The sequence below is a fragment of the Hahella chejuensis KCTC 2396 genome (assembly GCF_000012985.1).
Classification (GTDB): domain Bacteria; phylum Pseudomonadota; class Gammaproteobacteria; order Pseudomonadales; family Oleiphilaceae; genus Hahella; species Hahella chejuensis.
On record NC_007645.1, the window covers coordinates 5,204,683 to 5,224,453 of the forward strand.

Sequence of the window (19,771 nt, forward strand, 5' to 3'; positions counted from 1 at the left end):
CCGGCCGCCACCAATAGCCTAACCGGCATTCGAAATCGATTGAATATGGCTACATCTCAGGCTTGAGAAAGTCTGCATATTCTCTCATATCGCGGGATATGTTCTTGAGCTTCCAGCGGTCTGGATCATCATATTCGAACTGGATATTAATCTTATAGTCAGGACGGGTAATATGTATCAGACATTGATGCCACTCTCTGCCTTCCGCTTTCGCCATTTCATCTCTCAATACCTTTATTTTTCTTAGTGCGTCAACGCTGGGAATAGCCGCCTGATAATCGCCGTCCACAAGGTACACATAGCCATTCATACGCTGTTGTCCGTGGGAGAAGTTTCCTACCAGCGCGATACCTGCCCACTCATACTTTTCATACTCCTCACTTCCAAGCATGATTGAGCCAATTTCCATGACCAATTCGTTAGACAGACTGTTCCCCATCACTTCCCCCTGATCAAATTATTACCAACTCATACTGAGTTCTATTCTACTAACCCAACCTGTATTTGCATGCCGCCCATAGAAAGTAAGACCACACTGTAACTCACCAGATTACTGGCGTTAGCGAGGCCTAACGGGCAGCGCAGTAACAATCTCTTTTATGGTCTACACTGATAAAAAGCCCGCCCACGCCAGACATTAATTCGTAGTGAGCCCAAGTTGTTATGAGCAGAGAAAAGCGTTCCTCCCCCCGCGTCAAAGCTAACTTCCGGGTTGAGCTATCCAGTCCGCAATTGGGCATCATTGAAACCCGGACCCGAGATGTTTCCGATGGCGGCGCCTTTGTCATCATCGCCGAAGAAACAACGCCGGAGTTGCATATGAAGGTGCAGATTCGCGTACTGGGTCTGCCCGGCGAGCCTGGTCAGACAGTAGAAAGCGAAGTGGTGAGAATTGAAAATGAAGGGGTAGGACTGCGCTTCATTCCGAAAGACTGATATTTCAGTCTCCCGGTTACGAGACGGGTTCTTGCGGCGGTTCGTCCTGTTTATTCTTTTTGCTCTTCCTGTCTTTGTTCTTACCCGGTTTGTAATCCGTTTCCGGCCACGCGGACTTTATTTCCGCCGCCTGTTGCGAGGCGGAGAACTCTTCCCACAAAATGCCGTTGCAGTCTTTATCACAGGTAAAAAATTTGGCTTCGGAGTCTTCCCAGCCCAGATGACGCAAACGTCCGCCTTCCCCCGGGGCAGTCTTACGAATAGAGAAGTTCAGTTCCTTGGTGCGCCATAGCGCGTATTCACCTGGCGCCACAACATCAGCGGGTTGCCCCAGCCTTTCGTTGTACTCCTCCACCGATTGCTCGATATCAATGACGGAAATAGCCAGATGAAATTTTTTGCTCATACAATGAGACTCCTTCACTTACAAAAATTCGAGACGTCGAGTGTGATAATACAACACCGACGCACGCCAGGGGTTGAATCCGTGCTGATTCCAGAATGGCAGGGGATAATAGACAACGGAAGGGAAGCATAGCGAAAAAAAATACCGGGTGGCCAGCGGAGGTTTTCCACCTGCCTATCCCGGTTTAACATGGACAAAAACGTCCATCACTCAGCGTTCACACACCATTGAAGGTCGTTCCCGGTAGTGTCTATACGACCGGGGCACAAAAAGAACCTCTGAAAACTCAGAGGGCCCTCCCTATGCTCGTGGGAATAGCCCAGCTAGTCCCGTCGTTATAGTAGCAAAGGCCCCATACCGTAAAACCCCGACCTTAGTCTAAACCTTGCCAGCCCCACCATCCCGATCCCACGACGACGAGCTATCGCGGTTTTCCCTACATAAATTGACCTGCGCCAAGCCTGACGGAGGGACGCAGTACAACTAAAGACGTATAGTTTAGGGACACGCGCCTATTTATAAATAAGTTTAAAAAAGGTCGCCCTATGTCCGATTCATCCCCTGACAATGCGCCAAACGGTTTTTCCCGCACGTTGCTGCCGGAAGCCTCCGGCGAAGTTAACGCTATCCCTCAGAACATTCGCTCCCTGATGAACTTTCTGCGCGCGTTCGTTCCTTTCAAGCAGATGGACGACGCCCCCCTGGCGACCCTGCTGGAAAAATCCAGTATCGAGTTTTTCCCGGCCAACGCCCCTATCATCGGACCGGAAGACGGCGCGCCGGAAAAATTCTATATCGTGAAGCAGGGATATATCGTCGGAGAGCGCGACAGCCACCGTCACGCCAATGAACACCCTACCTTCGACATTGGTCCCGGCTCCTGTTTTCCTGTGGCGGCGCTGCTTGGCGAGCGCCCAACCCGCACGTTGCATAAAGCGCAGGAAGACACTTTCTGCATCACCTGCAACAAAGAACACTTTTCCCGCATGCTGGCGATCTGCCCTGTATTCCGTGACTTCTGTCTGCGCGGAGTCAGCAGTCTGCTGGATCAGGTGAACCGCCAGATACAGGCGCAAGCGCAGTCGACCCTGGGCGAAGACTATTCCCTCAACACACCGCTAAGTCAGTTTATCGACCGCCAGGCGGTTCACTGCGAACCAACGCTGAGTATTCGCAAGGCGGTGAGAATCATGGATGAACGCGGCGTCGGCTCCATGGTGGTGACGGACGCCAACCGCAAACCTGTTGGCATATTTACCTTAAGAGATTTGCGTCGTTTTATCGCCGATCCTGGAGCGGACCTGGACGCGCCCATTTCCAGCTGCATGAACGCAGACCCAATATCCTTATCGCCGGACGCCACCGCCTTTGAAGCTGCGCTAATCATGGCGAAACACCACTTCGCTCATGTTCTGATTGCAGAGAATGACAAGCTGCTGGGCGTCGTTTCCGAGCGCGATCTGTTTTCCCTGCAGCGGGTAAACCTGGTGCACATCGCTCGAACTCTGGCCAACGCGCCGTCCGTAGACGCTCTGGCGGCGTTGCAGAGCGATGTGGCGCGTCTGGCGGAAACCATGATCGCCCACGGCGCCAGCGCCGAGCAGCTCAACCATATCGTGACGCTGTTGAATGACTACAGCACCCGTCAGGTGATCCGATTGATCATCAAAGAACAAGGCGACCCTGGCGTAGCGTTTAGCTGGATCACATTCGGCAGCGCCGGCAGACGCGAGCAAACCCTGTTGACGGACCAGGATAACGGCATCATCTTCGAGCTGGAGGATTCACGCCTGTGGGAGTCCGCCCGTCAGCGCCTATTACCCTTGGCCGCCCGTATCAACGCGGCTCTGGACCAGTGCGGCTTTACGCTCTGTAAGGGCAATATCATGGCCGGTAACCCCAAGCTGTGTCTGAGCGCGCAGGAATGGGAGCAGCGTTTCAATGGCTTTATCGACGCCGCCACGCCGCAGAACGTGCTCAACTCGTGCATTTTCTTCGATATGAGAACGCAATGGGGCGACGCCACGCTGGCCGCCGACATGTTTGCGCCCATTCGCCGCCGCATCCAACAACACACCTTATTTCAACGCATGCTGGCGACGGCGGCGTTGGAACACCGGCCTCCACTCGGGCTATTCAAAGGTTTCGTCACCCGCAAAGAACATGGCCAGGAGGGTGTGGACCTGAAAAAGCAGGGACTGACGCCCTTTGTCGACGCCGCCCGAGTCTTATCCCTCGCACACGGAGTGGAGGCCGCCAACACCATTTACCGTCTGCGCCAGCTCAGCGAAGCCAATGTCCTGGAAACCCGGGATGCGCGCGCCTGGGAAGAAGCATTCGACTTCATCCAACTGCTGCGCCTGCGCCATCACCTGCACTGCAAGCGGGAAGGCAAGGAACTGACCAACCTGGTGGCGCCCAACGCGCTCAACGACCTCGATCAGCGTATTCTGAAGGAAGCGTGCCGTCAGGCCCAACGACTACAAAGGAAGCTCGCCTGGAGTTATCAATTATGACCCTGGATCAATTAACGGACTTTTTTTCCATGGACGCCGACGTCAAGGCTCTCGCCCGTTGGTCGCCGCCTTCGCCGGGGCAAGCGCTCGAAGATATACGCTGGGTGGCTGCGGATGTGGAGACAACCGGCCTTAACATCAAAAAAGATGTGGTTATCGCTATCGGCGCGGTGGAAATCAATGATTTGAGCATCTGCCTGGAACAGTCATTCGAGCTGCTCATCGACGCAGACACGCATTTGGAAAGCGACAACATCCTGATCCACGGACTGTCGCAGCAAACCCTCAGTCAGGGCGCGCACCCCAAAGAGGCGATTCATTCCTTTCTCAGCTACGCCCACGGCGCCGCTCTGCTCGCCTTCCATGCTCCTTTCGACAAGGCCATGCTGGAAAAAGAAGCCCGTACGCATCTGGGCGTCAGCAGCCGCCTGCCATTCTATGACGTGGCGGAGTGGTTGAAAGCGTTATGCCCGGAAGCGCCCTCTCATTTACGCAGTCTGGATGACTGGTCTCACTATTTCGGCCTCTATAACGATCAACGTCATCATGCCGCCTGCGACGCCATGGCCGCCGCTGAACTGGCGTTAATCTGCCTGCAAAAAGCCCGTAGTCTAGGAGTGACGACCTGGAAAGGACTGCAGGATAAAATCGCCGCGCGGATGAAACTGGAAAAAATGCGCGCTCATTGACAAAAAGCGAACAGGAAACACAGCCCCAGCAGTGATACCATAACGCCCTTGCGCCGGATCGCGCCTGTTCGTCACCGCGCGCCGTCCGCAATCAGTGTCCGAAGCGTCTCTGGAGAGCCTACGCGCACTCTCCGGACACAACGGAAGCACACCGTTAAATACAGCGAGAATGAGTAAATTGAGTACCCCGAATTTTGTGATCGGCCAGCGTTGGATCAGTAACACTGAGCCCGAGCTAGGCCTCGGCATCATCACCGAAAACGATAATCGCAGAATCACCATCAGCTTTCCCGCCGCCACCGAGCAGCGCACCTATTCCGCCGCCAACGCGCCCTTGAGCCGCGTGCAGTATCAGGTAGGCGATAATGTCAGCGATAACGACGAGAAGAAATACACCGTAGCCGGAGTGATTGAACAACAAGGCTATCTGATCTATGAGGCGCTTGATGAAAAAGGCCGTAAAGTCGATTTGCCGGAGTTGGAGTTAAGCAGCTTCGTCCACTTCGTCAGTCCGAAAGATCGTCTGTTTTCCGGGCAGGTCGACAAACTCAGCAGCTATCTCCTGCGTCAGGAAACCCTCGGTTATCAGACCCGCCAACAGGCGACTCAGGGTTATGGTCTGATGGGCGCGCGGGTGCAACTTCTGCCCCACCAGATGTACATCGCCAACGAAGTGGCGCACCGTCACGCTCCCAGAGTGTTGTTGGCGGATGAAGTCGGCCTGGGTAAAACCATTGAAGCGGGCCTGATCCTGCATCATCAGTTGCTGAGCGGTCGCGCCCAGCGCGTGCTGATCGTAGTGCCGGAGAGCCTGCTGCACCAGTGGCTGGTGGAGATGCTGCGACGCTTCAATCTGCAGTTCAGCATCCTCGACAATGAGCGCTGCGAAGCGCTGACCGAGTCCGGCGAAGAGAACCCGTTTGAATGCTCCCAGTTGGTGCTCTGCAGCCTGAACTTTATCACTGACAACGATCAGTGGCGCGAACACGCTCTCAACGCCCAGTGGGACATGCTGGTCGTGGATGAAGCGCATCACCTTGAGTGGTCGCCCGAGCAGCAAAGCCCCGCCTACAGCCATATAGAAGCGCTGGCGCAAAAGGCCCCCGGTCTGTTGCTGCTGACCGCGACGCCGGAGCAGTTGGGTCTGGAAAGCCACTTCGCGCGCCTGCGTCTGCTGGACCCGGCCCGTTACCATGACCTGGAGCGCTTCCGCGAAGAAGAAAGCCAATATCAGCCCGTCAATGATCTGGTCAAAGAGCTGCTGGGAGAAAGCGGTCCGACGCGACTGCTGGATTCTCAGGACCTGCAGGCGAAACTGGCGGACTATCTGGGACAGGACGCCGTAGACAAGTTGCTTGCCGAGTTAAACCAATTCGCCGTCGACGCCGACGAGGACAGTCGGGAAGAAGCCCTGCATCGGGTCGAGCGCGCCGTGCGCAAGCTGTTAGACCAACATGGCGTTGGCCGCGTGCTGTTCCGCAACACCCGCTCCGCCATCAAGGGATTCCCACAGCGCATTCTGCACTTACATCCACTACCCCAGCCGGAAGAACTGGCCACGCTGTCCGCCTCCGCCAGTCTGGAGCAGCGACTGCATCCTGAACGCTTGTTGGGCGCCGAATGGGTTAAAACCGATTCTCGTGTGGAGTGGCTGGCTCAGTGGCTGAAACAGAATCGTCAGGAAAAAGTATTGGTCATCTGCGCTCACGCGGAGACCGCCCTGGACTTGGAAGACTTCCTGCGTCTACGCGGGGGCTACCGCACCGCAGTATTCCATGAAGGATTGTCTCTGCTGGAGCGTGATCGCGCCGGCGCTTATTTCGCGGACGATGAATACGGCGCTCAGGCGCTGATCTGTTCAGAAATCGGCAGTGAAGGACGCAACTTCCAGTTCGCCAGACACTTGGTGCTATTCGACTTGCCGCAAAATCCGGACTTACTGGAACAGCGTATTGGTCGACTGGACCGTATCGGGCAGCGCCATGACGTGAATATTCACGTTCCATTCTTCGAAAACTCCGCTCAGGAACGCCTGCTGCGTTGGCACAACGAGGGCATCAACGCTTTCAGTCGCCCCTGCCCCGCTGGCGCGGCGATATACCAGCGCTTTGCCGTGCGCCTGGAAAGCGAGCTGGAGCAGACAGATGACCGGGATGAATTCAATCAATTGATCGCAGACACGCATCAGTTCACGGAAGAAACGCTGCAGGCGTTGCAACAGGGGCGCGACCCACTGCTGGAGCTTAACTCCTGCGACCCGCTGAAAGCGAATGACCTGGTTGAGCAGATTGTAGAAGACGAGCGCCGCAAAGAGCTAGAAGACTACATCGAGCGTGTATTCAGCCAATATGGCGTGGATCAGGAGCAACATAGCGAACGCGCCTATATCTTCCGCCCCGGCGATCATATGCAGTGCAGTCACTTCCCCGGGCTGCCGGAAGACGGCGTCACCGCCACTTTCCATCGCGATCTGGCGTTAAGCCGCGACGATATGCAGTTCCTTACCTGGGAGCACCCAATCGTAACTGGCGCCCTGGATATGATCCTTTGCGGCGAGTTCGGCAACACCGGGCTGTGCACCATCAAACTGCCGCCGTTGCAACCCGGCGCATTGATGGTGGAGACCATTTTCCGCCTCAACTGCCCAGCCCCCAAGGCGTTACAGCTTTACCGCTTCCTGCCGAAAGAGCCGGTGCGTCTGCTGATCGACAGCAGCGGCAAAGAGCTGGGCCAAATCCTGACCGCCGCCCATTTGCAACAGCTGGGGGAAAATGTGCCCAAGCGCACCGCTCAGGATCTGGTGCGTCACGCCCGTGCGCAAATTGAACCACTTATCACCAAAGCGGAAAAAACCGCCGCAGCGCAAAAAAGCGAGTTGGTGGAGCGTTCTATCGCCACGATGCTGGAATCCCAGCAGACGGAAATCGAGCGTTTGAAAGCGCTGGCGGAGGTGAATCCGAATATCCGTCAGGATGAGATTGATTTCCTCATTCAGCAAACGGAAACTCTGGAGAAATACTTGAAGGGAGCGCAGCTGACGCTGGACGCCGTGCGCGTAGTGATCGCCACCTAAGGCGTCAATTCGCAGGAATGCGCACCCGGCTGCCGGATCGCTCCGCAGCCGGGCTCTTACAATTTACATATCGTCCCAAGCGCTCTTCAGCACTTCCAAGACTTCCTCAAAATCCGCTTCCGCCGGATTGAAGATAATAGACCCGTCATCCATCGCTACATCCGCGATTTTCGGCAGCAGGTCCAGACTGACCTTACCGGTTTCTTTCAGTGTGCGCGGCAGCTTGCAGCGTTCGAACAGCTCATCGCGCAACTCTCTAATCGCGGCTACGGCCCGTCTCGCCCGTTGTTCCGGCGGCGTATTGGCGTACACTCGCGCTCCCGCCAATGGCAGCAACAACTCCGCCAATGGCTCGCGAATTTTGCCTTTACGCAGGTTGTATTCCAGCACATAAGGCAGGAACAGACTCATGCACATTCCATGAGGCAAATGGCAAATAACTCCCAGAGCATGTCCCAACGCATGCACCAACCCCACCATGGAGTTGGAGAAAGCGATGCCCGCCATAGTTGAAGCTTGCGCCAACTCCAGACGCCCTTGCGGATCTTTCGGGTTGTCCATCACTTCCAGCAAGTGCTCGCTGATTTTCTTGACGGCGGAAAAGGCGTAGGCGTCGCTTAGCGGGTTCTTGGCCATGCAAGTATACGCTTCAACAGCATGAGTAAGCGCATCCATCGCCGTGGCGGCGGTAATATGCGCTGGCAATGTCAGCGTCATACGCGGATCGATAATCGCTGCATTGGGCAGCAGAAAGGGGGAGCCGAACGGCAGCTTAACGCCTTTTTTCCGATCAGCGATCACCGCCACCGAAGTGACTTCCGAGCCCGTCCCCGCCGTGGTGGGTATGACGAAAAAGGGTTTGAGCGGACGCTTCAGCATGCCGGCGCCAGAGTACTTGGCCAGATTGTCGCCCCCTTCGGAAACCAGAATGTTGATGGCTTTCGCAGTGTCGATCACCGATCCGCCGCCCACAGCGATTATAGAGTCAGCCCCCTGCTCGCGATACACGGCGGCGATACTGCGCACCACCTCGGTCGACGAGTCCGGCGGCACATCGTCAAAAATGGACGCCATTTCTACACCGCCCTCACTGCAAGCGGTAATCACATAATCCGACAGCCCCGCGCCACGCACGCCTTTGTCGGTAATCATCAACGGATTCGATACGCCCAATGCGCTGAGCTCAAAAGGAATATGCTCCAGCGCAGCTTCGCCTGCGATCACTTTGACCGGGCAAAAAAATTCGTAATACCCTTTGCTCATGCTGCTTTCCTCTGCTCAGACAAAAAATTGGTCGCCACACGCAGATATATCCGCGCGCCCTGAATGAGTTTCTCAGGGAGTGTAATAGACGGATACTCTTTGATCGCCATCTCCGCCAACAGTTTCGGCAAGATAAAGGCTTCGAGACGGTTCAAGGCCCGCACCATACGCACCGCGCTGGAAATATCGCCATCCACCACCATACGGTCATTGGCGAACGCTGTCGCCGTGCTTTCCTGAAATGAGAGCATGCGGAAGGCGTGTTCTATGTGTTTGATATAGATGGTTAAGTCCGCTTCGCTTTCGGAGGCTGACAAGTATGTGAAGGAGCCGTCAGCCGCTTTCCGCAACATCAGCCCCGGTCCCGAGGGCAGCACTTTCATGGCGAAAGTGAAGTTTTCCGGAAAAGCCGACAACTCCCGCTGAATTTCATTATCTTCCTGGGAGATCGCCTGTAATGCGCGGCCGACCACCTGCATCATGGTCGCCACATACAGCCGTTTGGCGCGGCTGACCGCCTGACTCTTGAGTCGCTGAATTCTCACGCTCCACCCACCCTGAGTTGTTGTTATACCGCTGCTTGTCTACGCGTATCGCTACAACCGGATGAAACTGCATTTTCCGGACACGTCATAACGTAACAAACAAGTTAGAGCTTTTACTCTAGACAGAAAGCCTGTTTCCGTCAATAGAAGGCTGTGAAGCACTGCGGAAACGACCTAAAGCCCTTCACAATGTGTGCGCCAGTAGGCTTCTGTCGCGTCATCCAGCAGAAAGAAATGCTCTATGCGAATATCCCTGACCGTAATATCCAAGGGCGCGCCAAAGCTGGAAATCGAGCTGAACATTCTCAGCTTCACGCCATCAAGATTGATATTGACGTTGATAACAAGACTATCCAGACTCTCCAGATTGCGCCTTTTCCAGTCGGAAGGAATGCCTTCGATGCTCAACAACTCCTCAACAAACGCTTCATCCTCCGCAGATCCGGCCTCCAGCGTATGCTCACGCCAGACACGTTGCAGCATATGGCAGGCCAGTAATTCCCAGTCATCAACAAAAGACCGTAACCCATCCCGCGCCAGGAAGACCTTCATGAAGTTCGGCGTTTCGCTAATCGCCATCCCCGCCGCCATAAGCCGTTGCATCAAAAATAGCTGGGCGGCGTTCGCCTGAATCAGATTGTAATGCCGATCCAGCACTATGGCGGGGTAAGGCATATGGGAACACATCAACTGCTCCAAGGCCTTGCGCACCGGAGCCATCGACGCCGCGTCCAAGCGCCTCTCGCCAAACACCTGACTGTACCCGGCCAGCGTTAAAAGACTGTTAGTGGTCGCCATGTCCACTCCCAATATCCGCCCCATATGCAGCACCATTTCCCTACTGGGCTTAGATCGTCCCGTTTCCATAAAGCTGATATGCCGCGCAGAGACCTCCGCTTCCAGAGAAAGCTCAAGCTGGCTGAGCCGGCGAGCTTCTCTCAGTTCCCGTAACTTCGCGCCAAATGCGCTCATAACTATTACTCCCAACGCTGATTTCAAGGAGGCTGCGCTCCCGCCCGCCTCAATTTGGCCAATATGCCCGTCAGACGCAACTATGCGCCATTACCTCTGAGGTAATTGTTTGGCGTTAGCCCCCGCTTCAAAAATAGATCCGCAGACACATCAATCAGGAGAAGATTTATGACCCAAGTAAAAAATCGCCAACTGTTGGCTAAAACACTTTATGTCAATGCAGGCCTTTCGCTGCTTCTGGCGATCGATCTGATACTGTTCCCATCCTGGTTCGCAGCCAAGGTCGGCGGGCTGGCGACGGAGATTTACATAGGATTAGGAATAGCGCTGGCGATGTGGGCGGTGGATGTTTTTCTCGTAGCGCGCTCTTCCGCATGGCAGGATAAATTCTCAAAGTGGATCGTTTACCTCGACTGGGCCTGGGTTCTGGCCAGCGCACTGGTTGTCGCGTTATTCGGCGGCAGATTTTCAGAAATTGGATTGTTTCTGATCGTCGCCATCGCATTAGCGGTGAGCGTGCTCGCGTTGCTGGAGCAGTCAGCAATAGGCAAAAACGAAACTGTAGGGAGTGTTGGAGTCTGACGTAAGCTCAGCAAACAGAACGCAGAAAAACAAAAGGCGCAGCCTCCCAGCCGCGCCTTTCGAATTTCCCTATTTTCCATGACCGCTTCCTGCGGTGAAGACATCATCCTTGTTGCATCCTTGCTTCCCAATCCCTGGGAGTTCGCTTTCGTCTCCTTACGGTTCCCATATTACGGATTCCCGATGGGTCACAAAATAAGTCTTCTCTGCTTGGTTTGTGAGATATTCGCCCATGTGTCGTAAGACAACGCCGTTTTTTCTATATTGCGCCCTTAAAACGCAAGAAGGCGCAGCATTCCTTGCTGCGCCTTGAGATTTGAACGCTTCCCTTGCCGATTCCTATGGCTGTTCATCGTCCTTGTCGCTTCCTTTCCTCGCATCCTTACGTCCGTCTGTGCATCTTGCGGGTTAAATATTAGTAATCTTGGGAGGTGAAAAAAACAATATATCTCTGCTATACGTGTAGGAGATATCTCACAAGACTGAAAGCTCTCCCTCAGCGAGTCTCAAGCACTTTTGTGCAGGCGGCTTTCGGTTCGGGATTGCTCAATTCCAGGCACATACGTTTACAACGGACACTGGTCGCGACCGCCGGCTCGCTTTCGCAGTCAAAGGTCACCGCCACAGCGGAGCCGACAACTTCCCCCACTCTGTGTTGGTCACCTTCAAAAAAAAGGGCTCCGGCGCCAGATACATCAATAATCGCCCACTGCTGCGGCTTGTCTATCGCCAACACTGTCGCATAGCCGGAAGAAAACTCTCCGGCGTAATAAAACTGGGGAGATATAGCCCATTCGCCCTTACTGTTGATATATCCCCATAACGTATCCGAGCGTGCTGGAGCCAGACCATCGGAAAAACGGCCCGCAACCTGAATCTTGCGCGGCACGGAAGCCACGCGTAAGCCCTGCTCATTTATAATCCAGCCAGGCTCAGTAATGTCCTCAGTCTCCGTTTCCACATAGGCTAAACCTTCACTGAAACTGGTGATGCGGGAAAACTGAGGGGCTAATAGCAAGCGATCTTCATCCAGGTTGAAAAATCCCCATTTACCGTTGTAGTTGACGGCGACTATCGCGCTATGCGGAGTGATTTCTATACGGTCATACACCAGCGGAATAACGATCTCACCGCTATGGTTTATGGCTCCACAACCCAAGCGCCCCATCTGTCCAACCAGACATACCTGCGCATAGGCGCCGATAAAGCCGTCAACACAGCGATCAAACCAACGATCTCCGACTGGCAGCCCCTCCAGGGAACGATATCGGCAGCGACCTTCACGCAGCTCTTGCTCATACCCCATATCGAACTGAATCTTATCGTCGCAACGAGGCGCGCTATCTTTAATTTCGCACTGCAAAGTGGAAACATCCACGACAGACGGCGCCGCCCATACCCGAGAGCATAAGCTGATCGCCAGCAGGACGACCAGAGCGCAACAGGATAAGCCCCTCTTCAGCATGATCACACGCTCGCCAATGATAAATTTACCCGACGATTGCCTTTGCCTTTATTTTCAATTTTCCCTATCAAAACAGGGCCAATTTCAGCGGTGTTCTTTACATGAGTGCCGCCGCAAGGTTGCAAGTCGACGCCATCCACGCTCACCAACCTTACTTTGCCTGCGCCCTTTGGCGGCTGCACGGACAAGGTTCTGACCAGCTCTGGCTGAGCGTCCAACTCCTCATCGGTAATCCAACGATAACTGACAGGATGTCCCGCAGCGACCAAAGCGTTTATTCGGCTTTCCAAACCGTCCTTGTCAGGGGAATAGTCCAGATAGAAGTCCAGGCGACCTTTGTCCACAGATATATTGCCGCCAGTTACAGGCGCTTCGATCAAGGAACACAGCAAGTGCAGGCAGGTATGCATCCGCATGTGCGCATAGCGACGCTCCCAATCAATCCGCAACGCCAGCTCCATTCCCTCCTCCAAGCCTTCCGATCTATCCAGTATATGCAAAATCCCCTCGCCATCTGGATCTTTACGGGTGTCTGTTACTTTCCAGACGCGAGCACTCTGATTTTCAAATTCCCCTGTATCGCCGGGTTGCCCTCCTCCCAACGGATAAAATATCGTTCGGTCTAGTAGAACTGAGTTTTCCTTGATTGCAACTACCTTGGCGATACACTCTTTGGCGTATGCGTCTTCTCTGAACAGCTCCTGCGTCATCATTTTCACCCTGCGCTACCTATATGCTTTTTTGCTTCTTCTGCGTCCCAAGCCGCGACTTTACATAAAACAAGTCAGACGGACTTATCTTGCACCAGCACCCAAGGCGCCACAACAACCGCCCACAGTTCATAGCTTTCATCATGCCAGCGCTGCGCGGTCTCAGCCATGACGCCCCCCAGCTCGCCGGATTTAATCCAGGCTTCCACTTTTTGTTTGTCATCCTGCGCCACCGCTGCAGCCGTTTCTATCAGATCAAGCTCTGCGGACACCAATACGACCTGGCCCTTTGCATAAAAACGCTCCAACTCACGCCAATTAATTCTCGCTGTATCAGACACCAGCTTAGCGCGCAGCTCATCAGCCGGAGACAAGGGTTCACCAGCGCTATTAATCTCTGTCATCAATCATTCTCTAATCAGTTAACTTTCAGAATGTCAGGCTCGCCGACATTATCAGAAATGCATCAGGCAATATCCACTCTTTAGGCGCAGGCATGCTTTGGGACTGGACAGAAGTATAGGGGTATCATCCAATCACGCAGGAATATCAGCAGGGTATAAGAACTAAGAGATATCGTGAAGAAAATGGAGGGGAAATTTAGGAAAGGTTAAGGTGAGGCATATCAGAAGTGTTGAGCAAAAGCAGTGTAAGTTAACGCCACTCCCCGGCAAGCTGCCGGGTGTGGCGTTTCTGCGCAGCGCGTTTAGCGCCAGGGCTCTTTTCGTGGGTTCCCCCTTTTCGCATCAAGGGATTGATTGCATGGGGATTTCTTGCTTTTACAATAGCCTTGCGGCCAGTTTTTTTACTCATGATTGCATTCTCCAAATAACCCAAATTGGGTTTACAGTTTTCGCTTATCCTTTGATACAGATAAGCTGTTTAAGTTCATGAACCACTTCAACCAAGTCCGATTGATTCTTCATGACTTCATCAATGTCCTTATATGCGGAGGGTATTTCATCCAAAACCCCCTTGTCCTTTCTGCATTCAACGCCCGCCGTCTGTTTTTCAAGGTCTTCCCGAGTGAAACGCTGACGCGCCTGCATACGACTCATTTTGCGGCCTGCGCCATGGGAGCAAGAGCAGAAAGACTCAGGATTACCCTTGCCTCTCACAATAAAGGATCTAGCCCCCATACTTCCCGGTATAATGCCTAGCTGACCTTCTCTGGCGCTGATCGCCCCTTTACGGGTGACGTAAACGTCCGCCCCATAATGCCGCTCTTTTTGCACGTAATTGTGGTGACAATTAATCGCCTCACAGGTGGTTGTAAAAGGCGGCAAAAACGGCTGCATGGCTCTTAACGTCAAACCAAGCATCTCCTCTCTATTCACTCTTGCGTATTCCTGAGCCCAGTCTACAGCGTCCAGGTAGTCCGCAAAGTGTGGACTGCCTTCTTCAAAGTAGGCCAAATCCCGGTCTGGCAAATTGGCGATATGCCGAGACATATCTTTACGGGCCCGCTCGATAAAGTAGCGTCCAATCACGTTGCCGATACCGCGACTGCCGGAGTGCAACATCACCCAAACATCTTGGCTTTGGTCAACGCACACTTCTATAAAATGATTGCCGCCACCCAACGTTCCTAGCTGTCGCACCCATGTCTGTTGCGCCCGCGGCAACATTTTGCTCAGTTTCGGGTGCTGCTCAAGCAGCCTGTCCGCCCCTGGAGCCAGGTTTTTGCAAGCTGCAAACCTGGATGAAACAGAGGAATGCGCGCGCTGTCCAACAGGCACTGCGCGCTCAATGGCAGAGCGCACCCGACTCAAGTCGTCCGGTAGTTGCGACGCCTTCAGCGATAACCTGACGGCATTCATGCCACAACCAATGTCTACTCCCACAGCGGACGGAATAATCGCGCTACGGGTCGGAATCACGGAGCCGACGGTTGCGCCAATGCCGACATGCACATCCGGCATCGCTGCAATGTGAGAATGAATGATTGGCAGACGCGCCAAGTTCTTCAATTGGGACATAGCTTGATACTCCACCTCTGCAGTGAAAATCTTCACCGGAGCGGAGCCTGCGTCCCCAGATTTATTTAACTCAATAAAAACAGGCATAAATTTCCTGCGCCGACACTAACTGCATACGGGTCGACGTCCTTCTACGGCCTTACTTGCCCGCGCCAACGCGCCAACAAGAAGGCCCTCTTCATGGAAATGAGCCAAAACGAGAGGGGTTAAAACGCAAAAACCCCGATCAACGTCAGTCGACCGGGGTTTTCGTGTGAAGGGTCCCGGCTCGAAAGGCTCTATTTATTCGCCTTTCAAGCCAACGCACTTGAAAGGCTTCTAGTCTGATTTTTTGCTCTGACTGATCAACACTTTCAAATGCCTCCTTAAATTCTGGTTTCTAGATGGCTTTCTACTATTCACACATAAAACGGTGACTCTTGCTTCCAGCGAAAGCCGCCTAACTGGAAACTGAGCGCGGCATGATACGGCATGGCGCTCCCCCAAGCAACAGCAAAGTTAACCAGGGAAAGCTCTATGATGAATACCTTATCCATCTATGCAAAACTCAGATTAGTACTTTATGAAATACAGTGTCCGACAAGAAAAAAGAGGATGTCCACATGTTCGACTTCACAGACATAGCCCACTGGGCGCAATTGCTATCAGTGCTGGGGATTGCTTTTTCAGCTTACTTTTTACTGCTGTTTATGTTGGAGCAATGGACCATTAGAAAGGGAAGACTCAAGCCTCTGAAAGACACCGACTGGGATGACATTCGCCAATTGCGAGACCGGGGCCAACTATATTGGGCAATACGCCGTTTGCGTCAACTTAAGCGAAAAGCTGGCGTTCGGCTAACCTACGAGGATGCCTGGAAAGCACTGAATGAGCTGTAGTCAGTTCACCTTCCTCTTTTTCTTCCTCAGTTCTCGTACTTCTGTCACAAACTGACGTTAAATGTCACCTTGCACCCAGCGATCTCTCCAAGCTACATGATAACTATTTGTTTTAATTAAAAAAACAATATTGGCACGCAAATAGCTTATTAGATGACAAGGATTTTTCTGGAGCGCATTAGATGGCTAAATCAACAAAAGTTATCCACATCAGCAATACCCGACCCTCGTCGGCGCTGAATGCGCTCAACCGTATTACCGGCCTGGACTGGGGTAGAATGCCCAAATCGCTGGTAAACGATATTGCGGAAGCCGCGCAACAGGAATGTGATGAGGAGCCCCATCAGGCGCAACCCAGCCTCATGAATACCATGAAAGCCGGGTAGCAAATCAGGAATGTCTTAAGGAAATATCAGGCGGAGCGTTGATTGGTCGCCGCCTGTTCGCTGGCGTGGCGCTGTACGTAGAGTTCTTCCACCGCAAAGGTTTCACCGTCCCGGGTTCCACCACAGCAGGCTTTCATATAAGCGATCTCGCCCTGCACTTCCAACGTCACACAACCGGAAAGCATGGTTGACGTGCCTGTGCTCAGTTTCGCCTCATCGACCATTACCGCAAACTCACCACGATCGTCGCGATACATGATCCACAAAGAGACCGGCTGCTCTGGCGGCGTCAAGAAGCGCAACCATACGGCTGCGTTAAACGTTTTCTTTACTTTGGGAGCCCGCTTTGGCGTTGGCGCTTCTACTTTAGCGCTCTTGCGCAACATGCGCACAAAATCAAGCCGCGAGCCTTTGTCCAGCGATCTGCTTTGTTTTGACGGATCCACGTACTCTGTACGGGGCACGTCCGCCAAAACCTTCAACTTCAATAATTTGCTTGGCATCGCCGAAGACATTCCCACCTCCTGTTCATCATTGCTCTACTTTAATCATTCAGCCATCGACAAAGAGTGAGCATTCTCCCCCGCAACCTGCCCATCAGCGCACACTTTTACCAAACAAAACATGCCGCAACAGAACGTTACAACCCTGTGTTATACTGCTTCTCCATTTTTGGAGAAATAACCATGTTGAAGGTAAATGAGTATTTTAACGGCAGAGTAAAATCCATCGCTTTCCAAACAGCGACCCTGCCGGCGACGGTCGGCGTCATGATTCCTGGAGACTATGAATTTTCCACCAGTCAACATGAAACGATGACCGTTGTAAGCGGAGCCTTGAGCGTCAAGCTGCCCGAAAGCGAGAGCTGGACGCGATTCAATGCGGGAGACCGGTTTGAGATTCCGGCAAACGCCACATTTAATCTGAAGGTTGCAGTTGACACCGCCTATCTGTGCACTTACGGGTAAAAGCGTATATACAGTAGCCGCCCAATACGCCCTAGGACACCCTTTTTTTCATTTTGAAACAAGTCGTTAGCCAAGCTGGCAACATAGCAAAAATGAACTAGGGTTGAAATCGTCCATATGGCCGCCATCTAATAAAGTTAATATTCAAACCAACCAATTCGGGACAAGACAAAATGCATGAATCTCAATCCCCCGAGATGACTATGGACGTCAATAATCTGTATCTGGAAGAAGTGATCACAGATCAGAAAATCGGCGCTATCAGACGCCTGACGCCAGTGGACGCCAACGGCGCTCAAGATGAATCACGCAGAGTACTGTACTACGGCCAGACTCAAATGATGACCCCGGCCGGCGCTCTGCCGCTGAACTTCGAGTTGGAGGCGGACTCATTAGAACAAGCCGTGAAAATGTTCTCCGAAGCAGCGAACAAAGCCATGCATCAGACCATTGAAGAACTGAAAGAGATGCGCAGACAAGCGGCCTCTTCCATCGTTGTTCCCGGCCAGGAAGGAATGGGCGGCATGCCTGGCGGCGGAAAGATCCAGCTGCGCTAAGCCGCACTTTCAGACTTTATCCCATAAAAAAAGCGCCCGCAGGCGCTTTTTATTTGCTTAACGATCAGTGGCCAGCCACTGGCGACACTGCGCCTCTGGGCACTCGGATATCCTCCACCAGCTCCTGAATATGAGCAGGCGGTTCCGCTGTCATCTTCGCGACAACTGTGGAGACAACGAAGTTGAAGACCATACCCAGCGTACCGATGCCTTCTGGCGAAATACCGAACCACCAGTGCTCAGGCGTATTTGCAGCAGGATTCACGAACTTGAAGTAGACGATATAGCTGAAGGTGAATATCAAGCCTGTCAGCATACCTGCAATCGCGCCTTCTTTGTTCATACGCTTATAGAAGATCCCCATGATAATCGCCGGGAAGAAGGACGCCGCCGCCAAGCCGAAGGCAAACGCCACCACCTGCGCAACGAATCCCGGCGGATTAATGCCGAAATAGCCCGCTATAGCAATGGCCGCCGCCGCCGCGATACGCGCCGCCAACAACTCCTGCTTCTCAGAAATATTCGGCATGAGGTTGCTCTTTAGCAGGTCATGAGAGATCGAAGTGGAGATAACCAACAGAAGTCCCGCCGCAGTAGACAACGCAGCCGCCAAACCACCAGCCGCAATCAAAGCCACCACCCAACCAGGCAATTGCGCAATTTCCGGGTTCGCCAGCACCATGATATCGCGGTCGACATATAGCTCATTAGCGCTTTCTGTCGGAGCGTTGGTCAGCGCACGCTCACCGCTGGCTCCGCGCTGATCAGCTGCGAAATCCGGTTTACCCGCAAAGGGCGCGCCGGCAGAGTATTGAATCTTGCCGTCGCCGTTCTTGTCTTGCCAAGCCAGCAAGCCAGCGTTCTCCCAGTTTTGGAACCAGCCCGGCAACTGCTGATATTCAGCGTTATTGACGGTCTGCACCAAATTCAGCCTGGCGAATGACGCAACCGCCGGCGCAGTGGTGTACAGAATGGCGATAAACAGCAACGCCCATCCCGCTGACAAGCGCGCGTCGCTGACTTTAGGTACAGTGAAGAAACGCACGATAACGTGCGGCAGCCCTGCTGTTCCCACCATCAAAGCCAGAGTGATTGCGAACGTATCGATAGTGGACTTGGACCCGCTGGTGTATTCCGCAAACCCTAGATCAATCGAAATCTGGTTCAGCTTGTCCAACAGATAGGTGTCCGTTCCCTGCACGGTATCTCCGAATCCAATCTGAGGAATGGGATTGCCAGTCACCAGTATGGAAATGAAGATGGCCGGGATCATATACGCAAGAATCATGACGCAGTATTGCGCCACCTGGGTGTAGGTGATGCCTTTCATGCCGCCGAGCACTGCATAGATAAACACGATGCCCATGCCGATCATGACGCCAAGATTGATATCCACTTCGAGATAACGGGAGAACACAATGCCTACGCCGCGCATTTGGCCAGCGACATAAGTAAAGGAGATAAAGATAACGCAGACGACCGCCACCATCCTCGCCGCTTGAGAGTAGTAACGCTCTCCCACGAACTCAGGTACGGTGAACTTGCCAAACTTGCGCAGATAGGGCGCAAGACACATCGCCAGCAGCACGTAACCGCCGGTCCATCCCATCAGATAAACCGAACCGTCCCGGCCGACGAACGAAATGATGCCCGCCATTGAAATGAATGAAGCCGCCGACATCCAGTCGGCGCCAGTGGCCATGCCGTTCGCAATAGGGTGCACGCCTTTGCTGGCGACATAATACTCACTGGTAGAACCGGCTCTTGACCAGATTGCTATCCCGATATAGAGAGCAAAGGTCGCGCCGACGACAATATAAACTAAAACCTGGGTATCCATTTAGGC

The 19,771-nt window shown here is 53.4% G+C and carries 21 protein-coding genes; 9 read left to right on the forward strand and 12 right to left on the reverse strand.

The genetic code is table 11. The features are described 5' to 3' along the window. Positions 1 to 49: 49 nt before the first annotated feature. Complete coding sequence (locus tag HCH_RS22685; RefSeq protein ID WP_011398796.1) at positions 50 to 439, reverse strand: hypothetical protein; 390 nt, start codon at positions 437 to 439, stop codon at positions 50 to 52. A 224-nt stretch (positions 440 to 663) separates the two neighbouring features. Between HCH_RS22685 and HCH_RS22690 the strand changes: the two genes are divergently transcribed. Continuing rightward, complete coding sequence (locus tag HCH_RS22690) at positions 664 to 936, forward strand: PilZ domain-containing protein (RefSeq protein ID WP_011398797.1); 273 nt, start codon at positions 664 to 666, stop codon at positions 934 to 936. Positions 937 to 952: 16 nt separating this feature from the next. Here the strand turns inward: HCH_RS22690 and HCH_RS22695 are convergent, their stop codons facing one another. Further along, complete coding sequence (locus HCH_RS22695; protein ID WP_011398798.1) at positions 953 to 1,342, reverse strand: hypothetical protein; 390 nt, start codon at positions 1,340 to 1,342, stop codon at positions 953 to 955. 545 nt (positions 1,343 to 1,887) lie between these two features. Here HCH_RS22695 and HCH_RS22700 point away from each other — a divergent pair. The 3 genes from HCH_RS22700 (at position 1,888) to rapA (ending at position 7,620) form a co-directional block, all read left to right on the forward strand. Further along, on the forward strand, positions 1,888 to 3,858 hold the full coding sequence (locus HCH_RS22700) for a putative nucleotidyltransferase substrate binding domain-containing protein (protein ID WP_011398799.1): 1,971 nt from the start codon (positions 1,888 to 1,890) through the stop codon (positions 3,856 to 3,858). Then, entirely contained in the window at positions 3,855 to 4,547 is a 693-nt protein-coding gene (locus HCH_RS22705) for a 3'-5' exonuclease (RefSeq protein WP_011398800.1), read from the forward strand. Before HCH_RS22700 ends, HCH_RS22705 begins: the two co-directional genes overlap by 4 nt. A 169-nt stretch (positions 4,548 to 4,716) precedes the next feature. Next, positions 4,717 to 7,620: an RNA polymerase-associated protein RapA gene (gene rapA, locus HCH_RS22710; RefSeq protein WP_011398801.1), complete on the forward strand. Its 2,904-nt coding sequence runs from the start codon at positions 4,717 to 4,719 to the stop codon at positions 7,618 to 7,620. Positions 7,621 to 7,683: 63 nt separating this feature from the next. Here the strand turns inward: rapA and HCH_RS22715 are convergent, their stop codons facing one another. The 3 genes from HCH_RS22715 to HCH_RS22725 all read right to left on the reverse strand — a co-directional run bounded on the left by HCH_RS22715 (position 7,684) and on the right by HCH_RS22725 (position 10,400). After that, complete coding sequence (locus tag HCH_RS22715; RefSeq protein WP_011398802.1) at positions 7,684 to 8,883, reverse strand: iron-containing alcohol dehydrogenase; 1,200 nt, start codon at positions 8,881 to 8,883, stop codon at positions 7,684 to 7,686. Next, positions 8,880 to 9,428, reverse strand: a complete 549-nt coding sequence (locus HCH_RS22720; protein ID WP_011398803.1) for a hypothetical protein — start codon at positions 9,426 to 9,428, stop codon at positions 8,880 to 8,882. Before HCH_RS22720 ends, HCH_RS22715 begins: the two co-directional genes overlap by 4 nt. A 174-nt stretch (positions 9,429 to 9,602) precedes the next feature. Continuing rightward, positions 9,603 to 10,400: a helix-turn-helix domain-containing protein gene (locus tag HCH_RS22725; protein ID WP_011398804.1), complete on the reverse strand. Its 798-nt coding sequence runs from the start codon at positions 10,398 to 10,400 to the stop codon at positions 9,603 to 9,605. 168 nt (positions 10,401 to 10,568) lie between these two features. Here HCH_RS22725 and HCH_RS22730 point away from each other — a divergent pair, with 168 nt between their 5' ends. After that, positions 10,569 to 10,982 carry a hypothetical protein gene (locus HCH_RS22730; protein ID WP_011398805.1) on the forward strand — a complete coding sequence of 138 codons (414 nt, stop codon included), beginning with the start codon at positions 10,569 to 10,571 and terminating at the stop codon, positions 10,980 to 10,982. 496 nt (positions 10,983 to 11,478) lie between these two features. Here the strand turns inward: HCH_RS22730 and HCH_RS22735 are convergent, their stop codons facing one another. From HCH_RS22735 to HCH_RS22750, 5 genes are all read right to left on the reverse strand, one after another. Beyond that, entirely contained in the window at positions 11,479 to 12,447 is a 969-nt protein-coding gene (locus tag HCH_RS22735) for a WG repeat-containing protein (RefSeq protein WP_011398806.1), read from the reverse strand. A gap of 2 nt (positions 12,448 to 12,449) precedes the next feature. Then, positions 12,450 to 13,160, reverse strand: a complete 711-nt coding sequence (locus HCH_RS22740) for an alanyl-tRNA editing protein (protein WP_238385024.1) — start codon at positions 13,158 to 13,160, stop codon at positions 12,450 to 12,452. A 71-nt stretch (positions 13,161 to 13,231) separates the two neighbouring features. Beyond that, on the reverse strand, positions 13,232 to 13,561 hold the full coding sequence (locus HCH_RS22745; protein WP_011398808.1) for a DUF2288 domain-containing protein: 330 nt from the start codon (positions 13,559 to 13,561) through the stop codon (positions 13,232 to 13,234). Between the two features lie 250 nt (positions 13,562 to 13,811). After that, positions 13,812 to 13,970 (reverse strand): hypothetical protein, encoded by a 159-nt coding sequence (locus HCH_RS34310; protein ID WP_158304989.1) that lies wholly within the window; start codon positions 13,968 to 13,970, stop codon positions 13,812 to 13,814. 44 nt (positions 13,971 to 14,014) lie between these two features. Beyond that, a complete protein-coding gene (locus HCH_RS22750; RefSeq protein ID WP_011398809.1) occupies positions 14,015 to 15,223 on the reverse strand; it encodes an RtcB family protein in 1,209 nt (402 codons plus the stop codon). A gap of 485 nt (positions 15,224 to 15,708) precedes the next feature. On the opposite strand from HCH_RS22750, the gene HCH_RS22755 reads away from it, so the two are divergent. Continuing rightward, positions 15,709 to 16,014, forward strand: a complete 306-nt coding sequence (locus tag HCH_RS22755; protein WP_011398811.1) for a hypothetical protein — start codon at positions 15,709 to 15,711, stop codon at positions 16,012 to 16,014. Positions 16,015 to 16,196: 182 nt separating this feature from the next. Further along, the gene (locus tag HCH_RS22760) at positions 16,197 to 16,400 is read left to right on the forward strand and encodes a hypothetical protein (RefSeq protein WP_011398812.1); all 204 of its coding nucleotides are present in this window, start codon (positions 16,197 to 16,199) and stop codon (positions 16,398 to 16,400) included. 26 nt (positions 16,401 to 16,426) lie between these two features. Here HCH_RS22760 and HCH_RS22765 read toward each other — a convergent pair whose 3' ends face one another. After that, positions 16,427 to 16,915 (reverse strand): hypothetical protein, encoded by a 489-nt coding sequence (locus HCH_RS22765; RefSeq protein ID WP_148212647.1) that lies wholly within the window; start codon positions 16,913 to 16,915, stop codon positions 16,427 to 16,429. Positions 16,916 to 17,086: 171 nt separating this feature from the next. Between HCH_RS22765 and HCH_RS22770 the strand changes: the two genes are divergently transcribed. Then, complete coding sequence (locus HCH_RS22770) at positions 17,087 to 17,368, forward strand: pyrimidine/purine nucleoside phosphorylase (protein WP_041598872.1); 282 nt, start codon at positions 17,087 to 17,089, stop codon at positions 17,366 to 17,368. A gap of 173 nt (positions 17,369 to 17,541) precedes the next feature. Next, on the forward strand, positions 17,542 to 17,925 hold the full coding sequence (locus HCH_RS22775; RefSeq protein WP_011398817.1) for a hypothetical protein: 384 nt from the start codon (positions 17,542 to 17,544) through the stop codon (positions 17,923 to 17,925). A 64-nt stretch (positions 17,926 to 17,989) separates the two neighbouring features. Here the strand turns inward: HCH_RS22775 and HCH_RS22780 are convergent, their stop codons facing one another. Then, positions 17,990 to 19,765, reverse strand: coding sequence for a sodium:solute symporter family protein (locus tag HCH_RS22780; RefSeq protein WP_011398818.1), 1,776 nt, complete (start codon positions 19,763 to 19,765; stop codon positions 17,990 to 17,992). Positions 19,766 to 19,771: the final 6 nt, after the last annotated feature.

What these genes read in the sequence shown, in the direction of transcription:
- HCH_RS22685 (WP_011398796.1), bottom strand. Translation starts at nt 439, where the DNA reads ATGGGGAACAGTCTGTCTAACGAATTGGTCATGGAAATTGGCTCAATC.
- HCH_RS22690 (WP_011398797.1), top strand. Translation starts at nt 664, where the DNA reads ATGAGCAGAGAAAAGCGTTCCTCCCCCCGCGTCAAAGCTAACTTCCGG.
- HCH_RS22695 (WP_011398798.1), bottom strand. Translation starts at nt 1,342, where the DNA reads ATGAGCAAAAAATTTCATCTGGCTATTTCCGTCATTGATATCGAGCAA.
- HCH_RS22700 (WP_011398799.1), top strand. Translation starts at nt 1,888, where the DNA reads ATGTCCGATTCATCCCCTGACAATGCGCCAAACGGTTTTTCCCGCACG.
- HCH_RS22705 (WP_011398800.1), top strand. Translation starts at nt 3,855, where the DNA reads ATGACCCTGGATCAATTAACGGACTTTTTTTCCATGGACGCCGACGTC.
- rapA (WP_011398801.1), top strand. Translation starts at nt 4,717, where the DNA reads ATGAGTAAATTGAGTACCCCGAATTTTGTGATCGGCCAGCGTTGGATC.
- HCH_RS22715 (WP_011398802.1), bottom strand. Translation starts at nt 8,883, where the DNA reads ATGAGCAAAGGGTATTACGAATTTTTTTGCCCGGTCAAAGTGATCGCA.
- HCH_RS22725 (WP_011398804.1), bottom strand. Translation starts at nt 10,400, where the DNA reads ATGAGCGCATTTGGCGCGAAGTTACGGGAACTGAGAGAAGCTCGCCGG.
- HCH_RS22730 (WP_011398805.1), top strand. Translation starts at nt 10,569, where the DNA reads ATGACCCAAGTAAAAAATCGCCAACTGTTGGCTAAAACACTTTATGTC.
- HCH_RS22735 (WP_011398806.1), bottom strand. Translation starts at nt 12,447, where the DNA reads ATGCTGAAGAGGGGCTTATCCTGTTGCGCTCTGGTCGTCCTGCTGGCG.
- HCH_RS22740 (WP_238385024.1), bottom strand. Translation starts at nt 13,160, where the DNA reads ATGATGACGCAGGAGCTGTTCAGAGAAGACGCATACGCCAAAGAGTGT.
- HCH_RS22745 (WP_011398808.1), bottom strand. Translation starts at nt 13,561, where the DNA reads ATGACAGAGATTAATAGCGCTGGTGAACCCTTGTCTCCGGCTGATGAG.
- HCH_RS34310 (WP_158304989.1), bottom strand. Translation starts at nt 13,970, where the DNA reads ATGAGTAAAAAAACTGGCCGCAAGGCTATTGTAAAAGCAAGAAATCCC.
- HCH_RS22750 (WP_011398809.1), bottom strand. Translation starts at nt 15,223, where the DNA reads ATGCCTGTTTTTATTGAGTTAAATAAATCTGGGGACGCAGGCTCCGCT.
- HCH_RS22760 (WP_011398812.1), top strand. Translation starts at nt 16,197, where the DNA reads ATGGCTAAATCAACAAAAGTTATCCACATCAGCAATACCCGACCCTCG.
- HCH_RS22765 (WP_148212647.1), bottom strand. Translation starts at nt 16,915, where the DNA reads ATGTCTTCGGCGATGCCAAGCAAATTATTGAAGTTGAAGGTTTTGGCG.
- HCH_RS22770 (WP_041598872.1), top strand. Translation starts at nt 17,087, where the DNA reads ATGTTGAAGGTAAATGAGTATTTTAACGGCAGAGTAAAATCCATCGCT.
- HCH_RS22775 (WP_011398817.1), top strand. Translation starts at nt 17,542, where the DNA reads ATGCATGAATCTCAATCCCCCGAGATGACTATGGACGTCAATAATCTG.
- HCH_RS22780 (WP_011398818.1), bottom strand. Translation starts at nt 19,765, where the DNA reads ATGGATACCCAGGTTTTAGTTTATATTGTCGTCGGCGCGACCTTTGCT.